Raw genomic sequence first — 15,751 nt, forward strand, 5'->3', positions numbered from 1 at the left:
GCGGTGATAGCTGCCGCGGAACGAAAGCGAAACACTTGATCGCATGGACACGATCGCGGGCTCGCACGTTGGCGCGCGATGAAACTCTCGATCCGGTCGCAACTCGACTATAGCTTCGCCGAGCCCACCGACATCCTGCTGCAGATGGAGGCGGCGGCGCTTCCCGAGCAGGCGATCGACGATTCGCATCTAAACATCTCGGATTGCGCGCATTTCGCCCGCATCGCCGCGCAGGACAGTATCGGCGAACGGATCTGGGTGCGGACGCAAGGCAGGCTAACCGTCGACTATCGCGCGACGGTCACGATCAACCGGCTGCTCACCGAATGCGGCGACCTGCAGGTGGTACCGCCGCACCAGCTTCCCGGCGAGACCGTGCAATATCTGATGGCCTCGCGTTATTGCCCGTCGGACCAGTTCCAGAGCTTCGTCGAAGCCGAGTTCGGAGGAACCGAGGGCGGCGCACGCGTCGTCGCGATGCGCGACTGGATCGAGCAGCGCTTCGCCTATATCCCCGGCGTCAGCACCGCCGACACCACCGCGCTCGAAACCTTCGTCCGCCGCCAGGGCGTATGCCGTGACTTCGCGCACGTCATGATCACCCTGGTGCGCGCATCCGGCATCCCCGCGCGCATGGCCAGCGTCTATGCGCTGGGCGTCGAGCCGCAGGATTTCCACGCAGTAGCCGAAGTGTTCCTCGGCGGCGAATGGCATCTGATCGATCCAACCGGCATGGCCAAGGAAGGCGCGATGGCGAAGATCGGCATCGGGCGCGACGCCGCCGACGTGGCGTTCCTCACTGCGTATGGCACCGCAATGCTCAACAGCCAGTCGGTCGACGTGCGCGCCGCCTGAGATGCTGGCCCCGGCGCGCGCGGTTCGCTAGACGCACCGACATATGACCGACAAGCAGACCCTGCGCGCCGCCGCACTCGACTCCAAGGCCTGGCCCTATGAAGAGGCCCGCAAACTGCTCAAGCGCTATCCCGATGGCGCGCCGGCCAAGGGGCACGTACTGTTCGAGACCGGCTATGGCCCGTCGGGGCTGCCGCATATCGGCACCTTCAACGAAGTGCTGCGCACGACGATGGTGCGCCGCGCGTTCGAAGCATTGTCGGATATCCCGACCCGGTTGATCGCATTCAGCGACGACATGGACGGGCTGCGCAAGGTTCCGGAGAACGTTCCGAACAAGGAGATGCTTACTGCGCATCTCGGCAAGCCGCTGACGCGAATCCCCGATCCGTTCGGCACGCACGAAAGCTTCGCGGCGCACAACAACGCGCTGCTGCGCGAGTTTCTCGATCGGTTCGGGTTCGACTATGAATTCGTCTCTTCGACCGATTATTATGCCGATGGCACCTTCGACGAGGCGCTCAAGGGCGTGCTACGCAACTATCAGGGCATCATGGACGTGATGCTGCCGACGCTGCGGAAGGAGCGCCAGGCGACCTATTCGCCGGTGCTGCCGGTCAGCCCCAAAAGCGGCGTGGTCCTTCAGGTGCCCATCGAAGTGCTCGACGCCGACGCCGGCATGATCGCGTTCGAGGACGAAGGCGAGCGGATCGAGCAGTCGATCCTCGGCGGCCGGGCCAAGCTCCAGTGGAAGGTCGACTGGGCGATGCGCTGGGTCGCATTGGGGGTCGACTACGAAATGGCCGGCAAGGACCTGATCGATTCGGTGATCCAGAGCTCGAAGATCGCCCGCGTGCTCGGCGGCAAGCCGCCCGAGGGCTTCAATTACGAGATGTTCCTCGACGAAAAAGGCGAGAAGATCTCCAAGTCGAAGGGCAATGGGCTGAGTCTCGACCAGTGGCTGACCTATGGCCCCGACGAGAGCCTGGCCTTCTACATCTATCGCGAGCCCAAAAAGGCGAAGGCGCTCCATCTCGGGCTGATTCCGCGCGCAGTGGACGATTACTGGCAGTTCCGCGCCAATTATGCCGCCCAGCCGATTGAGCAGAGGCTCGGCAATCCGGTCCACCATATCCACAACGGACCGCCGCCGGCCGAGACTCTGCCGGTCACCTTCGGGCTGCTGCTCAACCTGGTCGGGGTGATGGGCGAGGCGAGCAAGGAGCAGGTCTGGGGCTATCTCGCCAATTACGTTCCCGACGCGACGCCGGAGAGCTATCCGGCGCTCGACGATCTGATCGGCTATGCGCTGGCTTATGCCCGCGACTTCGTGACGCCGACGCTCAACAAGCGGGCGCCCGAGGGTGTCGAAGTGGCAGCTTTGCAGCGGCTCGATGCCGCGTTGGCGGCGTTGCCTGCCGACGCATCGGCCGAGGATATCCAGAATCTGGTCTACGAGATCGGCAAGACCGGCGGGTTCGACAATCTGCGCGACTGGTTCAAGGCGCTGTACGAAACCTTGCTCGGCTCCGAGCAGGGGCCGCGGATGGGCAGCTTCATCGCGCTCTACGGGATCGAGAATAGCCGGAAACTGATCGCCGAGGCGTTGGCCAAGGCATAGCCCACCGTTCGCACTGAGCTTGTCGAAGCGCCGTCGCTTCGCCTGGCCAACAGAGGAAGAGCAGTGCTTCGACAAGCTCAGCACGAACGGAAGGGGGTCCTTCGCCACTTCCTCCGTAGCGAGGCAGCGGGGGGAATCGTCCTGATCGTCGCGGCAGCGCTCGCGATGATCGTCGCGAACCTGCCGGGCTGGCGCGAAGCCTATTTCCATGCGCTGCATTTCGAGACCGGCCCGGTGATCAGCTCGCTTTACGGGCCGATGACGGTGCATCTGTGGATCAACGATGCGGCGATGGCACTGTTCTTCCTGCTCGTCGGGCTCGAGATCAAGCGCGAGTTCGTCGACGGACGGCTGGCGAGCTGGGAGCGGCGGCGGCTGCCGGTGGTCGCGGCGGCGGCCGGGATGGCGGTGCCGGCGGCGATCTATCTGTTCGTGGCGGGCGGGCAAAGCGGGCTGAGCAGCGGCTGGGCGATTCCCGCCGCAACCGACATCGCCTTTGCAATCGGCGTGCTCGCCATCCTCGGAAAACGCGCGCCGACGTCGCTCAAGCTGTTCCTCACCACCGTGGCGATCGTCGACGATCTCGGCGCCGTGGCGATCATCGCCTTGTTCTACACCGCCGATCTCGACTTGCTCGCGCTGGCGGGCGCGGCCGGGGTGATGGCCGCGATGTTCGCGCTCAACCGCGGCGGCGTGAAGCGGCTGGCGGCCTATCTGCCGCTGGCGACAATGCTCTGGTATCTCGTCTTCCTGTCGGGCGTGCACGCCACCGTTGCCGGAGTCGCCGCGGCGCTGATGATTCCCATCACCAAATCCCCCGCCGCGCCCGACGACGCGCATTCGCCGCTCCACCGGCTCGAACATGCGCTGCATCCTTGGTCGGCCTTCGCGATCGTGCCGCTGTTCGGCTTCGCCAATGCCGGCGTGTCGCTGCACGGCATGTCGCCGGCGATCCTGCTCGCGCCGCTGCCGCTCGGCCTCGCGCTGGGGCTGTTCCTCGGCAAGCAGATCGGCATCTTCGGCAGCATCTGGATCGCGCATCGCACCGGATTCGCGCCGAAACCCGGCTGGTCGAGCTGGCCGCAAATCTATGGCGTGTCGCTGCTTGCCGGGATCGGCTTCACGATGAGCCTGTTCATCGGCGGACTGGCCTTCCCCGGCAACGCGATGCTCGCGGACGAAGTGAAGGTCGGGGTACTCGCCGGATCGCTGCTGTCGGCAATCGCGGGCTATCTGGTGCTGCGCTTCGCGCCGCCGCGCCGCGCGCTGGCGATACGGCTGATCGAAAAGCGCCAGCCCGCTTAGGCCAGCGCCGCCCGCTGCGTCGCCCGCTTGCCGGCCAGTACTGCAAAGCACCAGACGACCAGCCCGCCCAGCGCCAGCCCGGCACCGACATAGCCCGTCGACGTCCAGCCGAATCCGGCGGCGATCGCCATCCCGCCGAGCCAGGGCCCGAGCGCATTGGCGGTGTTGAACGCCGAATGGTTGAGCGACGCGGCGAGCATCTGCGCCTCGCCCGCCACGTCCATCAGCCGCGTCTGGAGGATCGCGCCGAGCGCCCCTGCAAAGCCGACCGCGAAGATGTCGATGCAGATCGTCCAGAAATTGCCTGCCGCGAGCGGATAGAGCGCCAGCGCCATCGCGCTGCCGGCCAGCAGCACCGCCGCGGTCGGCATCAGTGCGCGGTCGGCGAATTTGGGGACGATGATGTTGCCGAGCGTCATGCCGGCGCCGAACACCGCGAGCGCCACCGGGATCATCGTCGCGGGCACGCGGGTGACTTCGAGCAAAGTAGAGGCGACATAAGTATAGACGCAGAACAGCCCGCCAAAGCCGATCGCGCCGATGCCGAGCGTCAGCCACACTTGGCCGTTGGCCAGCGCGCCGAGCTCGCGCAGGGGACTGGCGTCGTTCGCCGGCTTGTCGCGCGGCGCGAGCCAATAGACCAACGCCATCGTCAGCAATGCCAGTGCGGCGACCACGGCGAAGCCCCAGCGCCAGCCGATCGCCTGACCCATCCAGTTGGCGACCGGAACCCCGATCACCGTGGCGACGGTCAGTCCGAGCATCACCCGGCCCACGGCCTGCGAGCGCTTGTCGTCGGGCACCAGCGACGCGGCGACGAGTGCGGCGACGCCGAAATAGGCGCCGTGCGGGAGTCCGCTGAGGAAGCGGAAGACCAGCATCCAGCCATAGGTCGGCGCGAGGGCGCTCAATCCGTTGAACAGCCCGAAGCTCGCCATCAGCAGGATCAGCAGCGTGCGCCGCGGCATCTTCGCGCCTAGCACCGCGAGCAACGGCGCGCCGACCACCACGCCGAGCGCATAGACGCTGATCACATGCCCGGCAGTGGGTTCGTCGACCCCGAGTCCCTGCGCGAAATAGGGTAGCAGGCTCATCGTCGCGAATTCGGTCGTTCCGATAGCGAACCCGCCCATTGCGAGCGCAAGATGGACGAGCGCTACGGGCGTTTTGCGACGAACGGGTGCATGCATCGCGCCCAAGTGGTCATGCTGCAGCGCAGCGTCAACCAGGCGGCGCTGCACATATTCTGTCAGGTGATCGCGCGACCGACATGTCCCATGCCAAGCCCTTGGGCACAGAATGCTTTTTTGCGGACATCGCACCCGCCGGGCGGTCCTGACCTTTACAATAGGATGATGAGCGGATTGGAGAAAGGTAGCCCGGGATATCGCCGGCTGACGCTGGCGATGCTGTTCGCCGGGTTCTCGACCTTTTCGCTGCTCTATTCGGTGCAGCCGCTGCTGCCGTTGTTCGCGCGCGAGTTCGCGCTCAGCGCCGAGGAATCGAGCCTGGCGATATCGCTCGCCACCGGACCGCTCGCCGTCGCGATCGTCTTTGCCGGCTTGCTCTCCGACCGCTACGGACGACGGCCGCTGATGCTGCTCGCGATGTTCGGGGCCGGGCTGCTCACCATGCTCACTGCCTTTGCGCCGAGCTGGGAGGCGTTGCTCGCGCTGCGGCTGCTCACCGGGATCGCGCTCGCCGGGATGCCCGCGGTGGCGATGGCCTATGTCAGCGAAGAGATCGATCCGAATTCGGTAGGCCGCGCGATGGGGCTCTACATCGCCGGCAGCGGCGTCGGCGGAATGGCGGGAAGGCTCGGCGTCAGCCTGATGACCCAGCTCGCCGACTGGCGCTGGGCGCTCGCTTTGGCCGGGCTGACCGGGCTGGTGATGGCCGAGGCGTTTCGCCGGCTGGCGCCGCCGTCGCTCCGCTTCACGCCGCGCCCGGTACACCCCGCCGCGGTGTTCGACGCGGGCAAGACGCTGTTTCGCGATCGCGCGATGCCCTTGCTCTATGCCGAGGCGTTCCTGCTGATGGGGGTGTTCGTCACCATCTACAATTATGTCGGCTTCCGGCTGATCGCGCCACCGTTCAGCCTGAGCCACGCGGCGATCGGCGCGATCTTCCTGCTCTATCTGCTCGGCTCGGTGAGCTCGACCTGGTTCGGCGGACTCGCCGAGCGCAAGGGGCGGCGGCTGATCTTCTGGATGCCGACCGGGCTGCTGCTGATCGGCACGGCGCTGACCGCCGCGGCGTGGCTGCCGCTGGTGATCGCCGGAGTCGGCGTGGTGACGATCGGCTTTTTCGGGGCGCATTCGATCGCCTCGAGCTGGGTGGGGCGCCGCGCGCGCGCCGGGCGCGGGCAGGCCGCCGCTTTCTATCTGTTCTTTTACTATCTCGGATCGAGCGTGCTCGGCTCGGCTGGCGGAATCGCCTGGACCCGCTGGGGGTGGAACGGCGTCGCGCTCTATTGCGGCGTGCTGACGGTGGCGGCGCTGGCGATCGCGGCGAAACTGGCGACGATCCCGCCGCTGCCGATGGCCGAAGTCACTCCGCCGCGGCCGATGGGGGCGGATTGAGTCAGATGCCGAGCCAGTCGAGCCCCTGCGGGAGCGCGTCCGCCGAATAGTCCACCTGCAGGACGCGGCGATGCCGGAATCCGCACGCGACGGCCGAAGCGTGGACGATCGGCGTGGCGTAGATCCACAAGTCCCCGGCAATCGCGAGATTGGGCACCGCGCCACACCGTTCGACGACCGCAGACAAATCGGCTTCGAGGATTCGCCCCAATCGGTGCGATCCCGGCGCGACCAGCAAGGGCGCATTGTCTTCTGGAACGTCGTCGAGATGCACGCGCAGGGTCACCATGCGTTCGATCATCGCGAAGGGCGGCTCGACATGCTGCATACCCGCCTTGACCGACCATGGGCCGTAGCCGGGGACGTCGGCTCGCGCCTTCACGGCGATGGTTCGATCCTGATGCCAACCCAGCGCCCAGTTATTGGCCTCATGCTTGTCGAACAGGATCGCCCGCACCGGCCGGACTTCGCCACCAAGCAACTTCGCGGGAAAGGCGCCGATCGCCGAAGGGGCGAGCAACGGCGCGAGCCCTGGAATATCATGAAGCCGGATGCCCGCACGTCCGCCCGGCAGACCCTTCGCGATTCCTTCTAACGCGGACAGAAAGGGGGCGGCCGCGCCGTGCAGGCGCGCCGCCCCATGTTCGTCGAAGTCGAGCACCAAGGCTCAGAGCTTTTCGGTCAGCTCCGGGACGATCTTGAACAGGTCGCCGACCAGGCCGATGTCGGCGACCTGGAAGATCGGGGCGTCCTCGTCCTTGTTGATCGCGACGATGATCTTCGAATCCTTCATCCCCGCGAGATGCTGGATCGCGCCCGAGATGCCGACCGCGATATAGACTTCCGGCGCGACGATCTTGCCGGTCTGGCCGACCTGATAGTCGTTCGGCACATAGCCCGCGTCGACCGCGGCGCGCGACGCGCCGACCGCGGCGCCGAGCTTGTCGGCGAGCGGTTCGATGATCGAATGGAAGTTCTCGCTGTTCTGCAGCGCGCGGCCGCCCGACACGATGATCTTGGCGCTGGTCAGTTCGGGCCGCACCGATTCGGCGATCTCGGAGCCGGCAAAGGTCGAAAGGCCGGCATCGCCGCTACCGCTCACCGCTTCCACGGTGCCGCTGCCGCCGCTGGTCGCCGCCTTTTCGAACGCCGTTCCGCGCACCGTGATCACCAATTTCTTGTCGCTGGTCTGCACCGTGGCGATCGCGTTGCCGGCATAGATCGGCCGCGTGAAGGTGTCCGGCGCCTCGACCGAAAGGATGTCGGAAATCTGCATCACGTCGAGCAGCGCGGCGACGCGCGGCGCGATATTCTTGCCGGTGGTGGTGGAGGGAAAGAGGATCGCGTCATGGCTCTCCATCAGGGTGACGATCAGCGGCGCGACATTCTCGGCGAGCGCGTGTTCGAACGCGGCATCATCGGCGAGATGGACCTTGCCGACCCCGGCGATCTTCGCGGCTTCGTCCGCCACGCCCGCGGCGCCCGAACCGGCGACGAGGAGGTGGACTTCACCGAGCTTCGCCGCGGCGGTGACGGTGGCGAGCGTCGCATCCTTGACGTGCTTGTTGTCGTGTTCGACCCAGACCAACGTCTTCATTTCGCGACTCCCAGACCCTTGAGGCGCTCGACCAGTTCGTCGACGCTGCCGACCTTGACGCCCGCCTGGCGCTTGCCGGGCTCGACCACCTTGAGCGTCTTCAACCGCGGCGCGACGTCGACGCCGTAATCGGCGATCGTCTTCTTGGCGACCGGCTTGGACTTGGCCTTCATGATGTTGGGCAAGGTCGCATAACGCGGCTCGTTGAGGCGCAGATCGGTGGTGACGATCGCGGGGAGCTTGAGATCGACGGTCTCGAGCCCGCCATCGACTTCGCGCGTGACCGATACGCGCTCGCCATTGACCTCGACCTTCGACGCGAAGGTGCCCTGGGCCCAGCCGAGCAAGGCGGCGAGCATCTGGCCGGTCTGGTTGGCATCGTCGTCGATCGCCTGCTTGCCGAGGATGATCAGCCCGGGCTGCTCTTCTTGCGCGACCTTGGCGAGCAATTTTGCGACCGCGAGCGGCTCGACTTCGTCGTCGGTGGCGATCAGGATCGCGCGGTCGGCGCCCATCGCGCGCGCGGTGAGCAATATGTCGGTCTCGGCCTTGGGCACGCCGATCGTCACGACGACGACTTCGCTGGCGGCGCCCTTTTCCTTGAGCCGCACAGCTTCCTCGATCGCGATCTCGTCGAACGGGTTCATGCTCATCTTGACGTTGGCGAGGTCGACCCCCGTCCCGTCCGCCTTCACGCGGGGCTTCACATTGTAATCAAGCACGCGCTTGACCGGTACCAGGACTTTCATTTGTCTCTCTCCCGTTCGTCATCCCGGCGGAAGCCGGGACCCAGAGCCAAGAGCGGTTCGCTTGCCGCCCTGGACCCCGGCTTTCGCTGGGGTGACGGATTTGATTTACGCCGCCTGCTTCACTTCGGCGACGATCTTGCGCGCCGCGTCGCCAAGGTCGTTGGCCGCGACGATCGGCAGCCCCGAATTGGCGAGGATGTCCTTGCCTTGCTGGACATTGGTGCCTTCGAGGCGGACGACCAGCGGCACCGACAAATTCACTTCCTTCGCCGCTGCGACGATGCCCTCGGCGATGATGTCGCAGCGCATGATCCCGCCGAAGATGTTGACGAGGATGCCCTTCACTGCCGGATCGCTCAGGATGATCTTGAACGCCGCGGTGACCTTCTCCTTGTTGGCGCCGCCGCCGACATCGAGGAAGTTGGCCGGAAACATGCCATTGAGCTTGATGATGTCCATCGTCGCCATCGCGAGGCCCGCGCCGTTGACCATGCAGCCGATGTCGCCGTCGAGCTTGATGTAGGCGAGGTCATATTTCGACGCCTCGAGCTCGGCCGGATCCTCTTCGGTCTCGTCGCGCAATTCGGCGAGATCCTTGTGGCGGAACATCGCATTGCCGTCGAACGCCACCTTGGCATCGAGCACCAGCAATTTGCCGTCGTCGGTGACCGCGAGCGGGTTGATCTCGATCTGCTCGGCATCGGTGCCGAGGAAGGCGTCGTACAGCTTCGAGGCGACATTGGCGGCCTGCTTGGCCAAGTCGCCGGTCAGTTCGAGCGCGGCCGCGACGGTGCGCCCGTGATGCGCCATGAAGCCGGTCGCCGGGTCGATATCGATCGAATGGATCTTCTCGGGGGTGTCGTGCGCGACGGTCTCGATGTCCATGCCGCCCTCGGTCGAGGCGACCATCGAGATGCGGCCGGTGGCGCGGTTGACCAGCAAGGCGAGGTAGAATTCCTTGGCGATGTCGACGCCGTCGGTGACGTAGAGGCGGTTGACCTGCTTGCCATGCTCGCCGGTCTGGATGGTCACCAGCGTGTTGCCGAGCATGTCCTGCGCCGCGGCGCGGACCTCGTCCTCGGTCTTGGCCAGCCGGACGCCGCCCTTGGCGTCGGGGCCCAGTTCCTTGAACTTGCCCTTGCCGCGGCCGCCGGCGTGGATCTGCGCCTTGACGACGTAGAGCGGCCCGGGAAGCTTCTGCGAGGCGGCGACGGCTTCCTCGACGGTGAGCGCGGCGAAGCCGGCAGGAACCGGCACGCCGAACTTGGCGAGCAATTCCTTGGCCTGATATTCGTGGATGTTCATTGGGCACGCCTCATATGGCTGGCGGGATAGTTTGCGGAGGCCTTAAGCACGGCGCGCGGAGGAATCCAAATCCTTTCCACGATATTGCGAATGCGACGCGATCTCAACACAGCTTCGTGTTTGCGGTATGCTTGCCAAGATCGCCAGCCCCTCGCAAGCAGCGACCCGCCTCGCTATATCGTGTCGATGCACCCGGCTCTCGGCATCCTGCTGTTTTCGATAACGATCCTCGGCATGGAGGGTTTCGCCTATGCCGCGCATCGCTGGGTGATGCATGGGCCCGGCTGGTTCCTGCACGCGAGCCACCACCGGGCGCGCAGCGGCGCGTTCGAGCTCAACGATCTCTATGCGGTGATCTTCGCGGTCCCTTCGATCATATTGCTGCTGGGCGGCGTCCAGCTCGGCTGGTGGCCGGGCTTCGCCTGGATCGGCGCGGGGATCGCCGCTTATGGCGCGATCTATTTCGGGTTCCACGACGTCATCGTCCATCGCCGTCTGCCGCACCGTTATGTCGCGCGCTCTGCATACATGAAGCGCATCGTCCAGGCGCACCGGCTTCACCACGCCGTCGAGTCGAAACATGGCACGGTCAGCTTCGGCTTCCTCTGGGCGCCGCGCGCGGAAATCCTCAAGCGTCGACTCAAGACCGGTGGCGGAGCGATTCGAGCCAGCGCCGACGCGGATTGACGCACGGACCTCTCACGCACACATCCTGCGCCATGGAACAGCTCAACTTGTCCGAGTCCGAATGGCGCAAGCGGCTCACCCCCGAGCAATATCATGTGCTGCGCGAAGCCGGCACCGAACGCGCCTTTTCGGGGCTCTACAACGACAACAAGGCCGACGGCCTTTATCGCTGCGCCGGATGCCAGCTCGAATTGTTCGACAGCGCCGACAAATATGATTCGGGATCGGGCTGGCCGAGTTTCACCCGGCCGATCGCGCCCGACCGCGTCGTCGAGCATGCCGACAACAGCCATGGCATGCGCCGCGTCGAGGCGCGGTGTGCGCGCTGCGACGGCCATCTCGGCCATGTCTTTCCCGACGGGCCGCCGCCGACCGGGCTGCGCTATTGCATGAACTCGGTGAGCCTTGATTTTCGTTCACGCGGCGGCAACGCGAACGGCGCTAGCGACGCTTCGGGCAGCTGATTCTTGTGAGCCGCCGGTTTAGGGCTTAACCACCGCTTCCGATGGCTTCCAGAAAACCGCAAACAACCTCCCGCAAATCCTGGTGGCGCACCGGCTCGGCCTGGAAGCGCATCGCGATATGGACCCTGATCGCCGGCGCCAGCGTCGGGCTGATCGCAATCGTCGCCTTGCTGATCGCGGTCTATTCGACGCGCTCGTCGCTGCCGAGCTATGACGAGCTGCGATCCTCGCCCAACGGCCAGATGGTCCGCGTCCATGCCGCCGACGGCACCGTATTGGTCTCGCTCGGGCCGAGCTATGGCGAGTGGATCAAATATAACGATATTCCGGCGGTGATGAAGGACGCGATCGTCGCGGTCGAGGATCGCCGCTTCGAAAGCCATTGGGGCGTCGACCCGCTCGGACTGGCGCGCGCGGTGCGCACCGGCATCGCCAATCGCGGCACCGGCCGCCGGCTCCAGGGCGCCTCGACGATCACCCAGCAGGTCGCGCGGACGATCTTCCTGTCGAACAAATATGATGTCGGGCGGAAGATGCGCGAGGCGGTGCTCGCGCTGGCGATGGAGCGCAAATTCTCGAAGGACCAGATCCTCGAACTCTATCTCAACAAGGTCTATTTCGGTGGCGGCGCCTATGGCATCGACGCCGCGAGCCGCAAGTTCTTCGGACATCCGGCGACCAATCTGAGCCTGGCCGAGTCCGCGGTGATCGCTGGACTGGTCAAGGCACCGTCGCATTATTCGCCGACCGCCGACGCCGAAGCCGCAGTGAGCCGCGCCAGCGTCGTGCTCGACGTGATGGCCGAGACCGGCAAGATCAGCCGCGCCACCGCCTCCGCCACCGATCCGCGCACCGTCAAGCTCGCGCCCGAGCCGCGCCAGAACAGCGTGCGCTATTTCACCGACTGGGCGCTGCCCCAGCTTGAGACCCTGATCGACGAGACCGAAGCGCCGCTCGAAGTGTGGACGACGCTCGACCTCGGGATGCAGCGCGCCGCCGACGACGCGATCCGCCAGAACGCGCCCGGCAACGCGCAGGGCGCCCTGGTCAGCCTCGATCGCGACGGCGCCGTCCGGGCGATGGTCGGCGGCAAGGACTATGTCGCCTCGATCTACAACCGCGCCACCCAGGCCGTCCGCCAGCCCGGCTCCGCGTTCAAGCTGTTCGTCTATCTCGCCGCGCTCGAATCGGGCCACAAGCTCGACGATATCGTCGTCGACGAGCCGGTGACGATCAACGGCTGGAGCCCACGCAACAATTCGGGACGCAACTCCGGCCAAGTCTCGTTGCGCACGGCCTTCGCATATTCGCTCAACACGATCGCGGCGAAGCTCGGCCAGGAAGTCGGCTTCGGCACGGTGGCGGACATGGCGCGGCGTTTCGGCATCACCACGCCGATCAACACCCAGCCGGCGATGGTGCTCGGCACGTCGAACGTGCGGCTGATCGACATGACCCGCGCCTTCGCTTCGGTGGGGCAGAAGGGCGTGGCGGTCACGCCCTATGGCATCACCCGGGTCACCGCGAACAACAACGTCATCTACCAGCACGAAGTCGATACCAGCCATGTCCTCGTCGCGCCTTATGTCGCTGCGCAGATGACCGACCTGCTCCAGACCGCCGTCGCCACGGGAAGCGGCCATGCGGCGCAGATCGGTCGTCCGGTCGCGGGCAAGACCGGCACCACGACGTCGAACAAGGACGGCTGGTTCATCGGCTTTTCGAGCGGGCTGACCACCGGGGTGTGGATGGGGCGCGACGACGCCAAGGTCGTCCCCGGGCTGCAGGGCGGCACCGCGCCGGCGCGCGCCTTTGCCGCGTTCATGACCAAGGCCGTCGCCAAGCGCCCGGTCGAGCAGTTCGAGACGCAAGTAACCTTGCCCGAATGGCAGCTCGAGCCCGAGGACAATGCCTATTACGCGCAACCCGACAACGGCATGTTCGTCGATCCCGACGGCAATCCGCTGCCCGACACCCGGCAGCCGCGCACCGAGGATGGCGAAGAGGATCCGCAGGCGCAGGGCGAGGAGCAGCTCGACCAGGACTGGATCGACCGGATGACGGGCAATCGCCCGCCGCAGCAACAGCCCGATCCCGGCCGCGCGCCCCCGCCGCGCGAAGCCCCCCGCCAGCCGCCGCAGGACCGGGCACCGCCGCGGGAGACTCCGGACGGGTTCTAGTTTCAGTTTGCATCGTGTTTGAAATTTACGAGCTGACGCCCTCGCGCCCTACCCAATGCAGTGCGGCACCGTTCCTTCGCAACCAGGTCCGTGCCGGGGTCGGATCGGCCTCGAACAATAGCTCGACCAGCCGATGGAAGGCGGGCGAATGGTTCATGTGAACCCGGTGTGCGACTTCGTGCGCGACCGTCGCGCGACGGACATGATCAGGCGCGAGGATCAGCCGCCAGCTATAGCGGATCGCGCCCGACGAGGCGCAGCTTCCCCAGCGGCCGCGCGGATCGCCGATCGACACGCGAGTCACCCCCACCCCGGCGCGCTCGGCATATTCGGTGGTCTCGGCGCTGAGCACGCGCAGCGCTTCGGCGCGCAGCCAGCGCTCGACGCGGCGCTCGAGCCCGTCGCGCGGCCCGCCGCAGATCAGGCGATCCCCATCGAGCCGGGGCGTTCGCGGCGCTGTCGGCACATAATCGATCGCGATCTCACGACCGGCGAACGTGAAGCGCGCACCTGGAACCAGCGGCAGGCTGCCGGGGAGGCGCGCCTGCTGCGCGGCGATCCAGGCGCGCTGCTCCTCGGCCCAGGCCAGCCCGTTCTTGACCGAGGCGCGCGGCGGCAGCGTCAGCCGGACCTTGCCGTCGCGGGGGTCTACGGCGAGTCGCATCCGCCGGGCGCGGGGGTGGCGGACGATCTCGATCGCCCCGCTCAAAGCTCCCGGTCCACCAGATGGTGCTCGAAATCGCCGGCATCGTCTTCGGAGATCGTCCAGCCGCGCGTCGACTGGCCGGCGATGTGGACGGTCTCGCGGTCGCCGCTCACCAGATAATGCCAGTCGGGCAGCTGGCGGCCTTCGGCGCGCAGGCGATAGGCGCAGGTCGAGGGCAGCCACTCGATCCCGGAGACGTTGCTGGTGTTGAGCCGCACGCATTCGCTGACATAAGCATGGCGATGGCGATAGTCGCTGCAGCGGCCCATCCGGCGATCGAGCAGCCGGCAGGCGACGTTGGTCGCGTGCAGCTCGCCGGTATCCTCATCCTCGAGCTTGTGGACGCAGCATTTGCCGCAGCCGTCGCACAGCGCCTCCCATTGGGCGCGATCGAGATTCGCCAGCGGCGTATCTTCCCAGAAGCGCCCGCTCATCGGACCCAATGCTTCGCTTGCTCGGCGATCGCCGCCCCGTCCTTGTCGATCGGCAGCGAGGTGATCGGTTCGCCATGGGGACCCATCAGGAACGCCACGGCGAGATGGTCGACCATATAGCCGCCGCCGGGGCCGGGCGGCTGCTTCTTGAAATACACCGCATAGCTTTTCGCCACTGCGGCAATCGCCTGCGGGCTGCCGGTGAGCCCGACGATGCTCGGGTGGAAATTGGCTACGAACTGCTTGATCACCGCTGGGGTGTCGCGCTCGGGATCCACCGTGATGAAGATCGGCACGATTTTCTCGGCGACTCGCGGCGCCTGCTTGTCGAGCAGCTTCATCGCCTGGCCGATCTTGGCCATGTCGGTGGGGCAGACGTCGGGGCAATAAGTGTAGCCGAAATAGACGATGCGATATTTGCCGGCGAAATCCACGTCGCGCACGGCCTTGCCGTCCTGGTCGACGAGCGCGAACGGCCCGCCGATGCGGGCGCCGGCGAGCGGCGGTTCCTCGGGCTTGCCGGCACCGCAGCCGGCGAGGGGCAATGCGGCGAGCAGCGCGAGCGCTGAAAACATCCTGTACATGGCGCGCTCAGCCATGATCTGTTAGGCGATGGCTGGCAAGAACGCGTTCAGTCAAAGGTTCGGTCGCACCATGGATTTTCGGGTATTCCGCGTAGCCGCTGTCGCCGCAATGGCGCTCACCGCGGCGCCCCTCGCCGCACAGCAATTTTCCGACGGATACGAGTTCCTCAAGGCGATCCGCGATTCGGACGGCGCCAAGCTCAACAAGTTCCTGCTCGACCGCTCGCTCCGCATCGTCAACACGCGCGAACGCGGCAGCGGCGAAGGCGCGCTGCACATCGTCGCCAGGCGCTCGGACGCGCTCTATCTGCGCGTCCTGCTCCAGGCCGACGACATCAATCCCAACCTCCAGGACGGCCGCGGCAACACCGCCCTGCTGATCGCCGTCGAGCAGAATTGGGGCGAGGGCGTCGGCATCCTGATCAAGTACCACGCCAACGTGAACCTGGCGAACAGCGGCGGCGAGACGCCATTGATCCGCGCGGTGCAGATGCACAATATCGAGATCGTCCGCCAGTTGCTCGACGCCAAGGCCGATCCCGATCGCGCCGATTATGGCAGCGGCAAATCGGCGCGCGATTATGCCCGCGAAGAGGCACGCTGGCCCAACATCGCCAAGCTGCTCGCCGATGCCCCGAAAAAGGGCCAGAACGCCGCGACCGGCCCGGGTTCGAAATAGACG

General features: G+C 66.1%; 16 protein-coding genes. 8 read left to right on the forward strand and 8 right to left on the reverse strand.

Going from position 1 to position 15,751, the window contains the following annotated elements; translation table 11 throughout:
• The first annotated feature begins 78 nt into the window (after nucleotides 1-78).
• From E5A73_RS10540 to nhaA, 3 genes are all read left to right on the forward strand, one after another.
• Complete coding sequence (locus tag E5A73_RS10540; protein ID WP_135963795.1) at nucleotides 79-855, forward strand: transglutaminase-like domain-containing protein; 777 nt, start codon at nucleotides 79-81, stop codon at nucleotides 853-855.
• Between the two features lie 43 nt (nucleotides 856-898).
• Nucleotides 899-2,476, forward strand: coding sequence for a lysine--tRNA ligase (locus E5A73_RS10545; protein WP_135963796.1), 1,578 nt, complete (start codon nucleotides 899-901; stop codon nucleotides 2,474-2,476).
• A 63-nt stretch (nucleotides 2,477-2,539) separates the two neighbouring features.
• Nucleotides 2,540-3,781: a Na+/H+ antiporter NhaA gene (gene nhaA / locus E5A73_RS10550; RefSeq protein WP_135963797.1), complete on the forward strand. Its 1,242-nt coding sequence runs from the start codon at nucleotides 2,540-2,542 to the stop codon at nucleotides 3,779-3,781.
• On the opposite strand, the gene E5A73_RS10555 is transcribed toward nhaA, so the two are convergent.
• Nucleotides 3,778-4,971, reverse strand: a complete 1,194-nt coding sequence (locus E5A73_RS10555) for an MFS transporter (protein ID WP_135963798.1) — start codon at nucleotides 4,969-4,971, stop codon at nucleotides 3,778-3,780. The two genes, nhaA and E5A73_RS10555, sit on opposite strands and share 4 nt — an antisense overlap.
• 165 nt (nucleotides 4,972-5,136) lie before the next feature.
• Between E5A73_RS10555 and E5A73_RS10560 the strand changes: the two genes are divergently transcribed.
• Nucleotides 5,137-6,363, forward strand: a complete 1,227-nt coding sequence (locus E5A73_RS10560; protein WP_135963799.1) for an MFS transporter — start codon at nucleotides 5,137-5,139, stop codon at nucleotides 6,361-6,363.
• Nucleotide 6,364: 1 nt separating this feature from the next.
• Here the strand turns inward: E5A73_RS10560 and E5A73_RS10565 are convergent, their stop codons facing one another.
• From E5A73_RS10565 to sucC, 4 genes are all read right to left on the reverse strand, one after another.
• On the reverse strand, nucleotides 6,365-7,024 hold the full coding sequence (locus tag E5A73_RS10565; protein WP_338112864.1) for a phytanoyl-CoA dioxygenase family protein: 660 nt from the start codon (nucleotides 7,022-7,024) through the stop codon (nucleotides 6,365-6,367).
• A gap of 6 nt (nucleotides 7,025-7,030) precedes the next feature.
• The gene (locus E5A73_RS10570) at nucleotides 7,031-7,960 is read right to left on the reverse strand and encodes an electron transfer flavoprotein subunit alpha/FixB family protein (protein WP_135963801.1); all 930 of its coding nucleotides are present in this window, start codon (nucleotides 7,958-7,960) and stop codon (nucleotides 7,031-7,033) included.
• Entirely contained in the window at nucleotides 7,957-8,709 is a 753-nt protein-coding gene (locus E5A73_RS10575; protein WP_135963802.1) for an electron transfer flavoprotein subunit beta/FixA family protein, read from the reverse strand. The genes E5A73_RS10570 and E5A73_RS10575 overlap by 4 nt, the downstream gene beginning before the upstream one ends.
• Nucleotides 8,710-8,814: 105 nt before the next feature.
• A complete protein-coding gene (gene sucC / locus E5A73_RS10580; protein ID WP_135963803.1) occupies nucleotides 8,815-10,014 on the reverse strand; it encodes an ADP-forming succinate--CoA ligase subunit beta in 1,200 nt (399 codons plus the stop codon).
• Nucleotides 10,015-10,200: 186 nt separating this feature from the next.
• Here sucC and E5A73_RS10585 point away from each other — a divergent pair, with 186 nt between their 5' ends.
• From E5A73_RS10585 to E5A73_RS10595, 3 genes are read left to right on the forward strand one after another with little or no spacing between them, the layout of a single operon-like run.
• Nucleotides 10,201-10,701, forward strand: a complete 501-nt coding sequence (locus E5A73_RS10585) for a sterol desaturase family protein (RefSeq protein WP_135963804.1) — start codon at nucleotides 10,201-10,203, stop codon at nucleotides 10,699-10,701.
• 32 nt (nucleotides 10,702-10,733) lie between these two features.
• The gene (msrB, locus tag E5A73_RS10590) at nucleotides 10,734-11,165 is read left to right on the forward strand and encodes a peptide-methionine (R)-S-oxide reductase MsrB (protein WP_135963805.1); all 432 of its coding nucleotides are present in this window, start codon (nucleotides 10,734-10,736) and stop codon (nucleotides 11,163-11,165) included.
• Nucleotides 11,166-11,206: 41 nt separating this feature from the next.
• On the forward strand, nucleotides 11,207-13,345 hold the full coding sequence (locus tag E5A73_RS10595) for a PBP1A family penicillin-binding protein (RefSeq protein WP_135963806.1): 2,139 nt from the start codon (nucleotides 11,207-11,209) through the stop codon (nucleotides 13,343-13,345).
• Between the two features lie 25 nt (nucleotides 13,346-13,370).
• Here the strand turns inward: E5A73_RS10595 and E5A73_RS10600 are convergent, their stop codons facing one another.
• The 3 genes from E5A73_RS10600 to E5A73_RS10610 are packed head-to-tail and all read right to left on the reverse strand — an operon-like array spanning nucleotide 13,371 to nucleotide 15,084.
• Nucleotides 13,371-14,009, reverse strand: a complete 639-nt coding sequence (locus E5A73_RS10600; RefSeq protein ID WP_420822571.1) for a M48 family metallopeptidase — start codon at nucleotides 14,007-14,009, stop codon at nucleotides 13,371-13,373.
• 41 nt (nucleotides 14,010-14,050) lie between these two features.
• Entirely contained in the window at nucleotides 14,051-14,485 is a 435-nt protein-coding gene (locus E5A73_RS10605) for a YcgN family cysteine cluster protein (RefSeq protein WP_168355899.1), read from the reverse strand.
• Nucleotides 14,482-15,084: an SCO family protein gene (locus tag E5A73_RS10610; RefSeq protein ID WP_240700130.1), complete on the reverse strand. Its 603-nt coding sequence runs from the start codon at nucleotides 15,082-15,084 to the stop codon at nucleotides 14,482-14,484. The genes E5A73_RS10605 and E5A73_RS10610 overlap by 4 nt, the downstream gene beginning before the upstream one ends.
• Nucleotides 15,085-15,139: 55 nt before the next feature.
• Here E5A73_RS10610 and E5A73_RS10615 point away from each other — a divergent pair, with 55 nt between their 5' ends.
• A complete protein-coding gene (locus E5A73_RS10615) occupies nucleotides 15,140-15,748 on the forward strand; it encodes an ankyrin repeat domain-containing protein (RefSeq protein WP_135963810.1) in 609 nt (202 codons plus the stop codon).
• Nucleotides 15,749-15,751: the final 3 nt, after the last annotated feature.

It is taken from the genome of Sphingomonas gei, from assembly GCF_004792685.1.
Classification (GTDB): domain Bacteria; phylum Pseudomonadota; class Alphaproteobacteria; order Sphingomonadales; family Sphingomonadaceae; genus Sphingomonas; species Sphingomonas gei.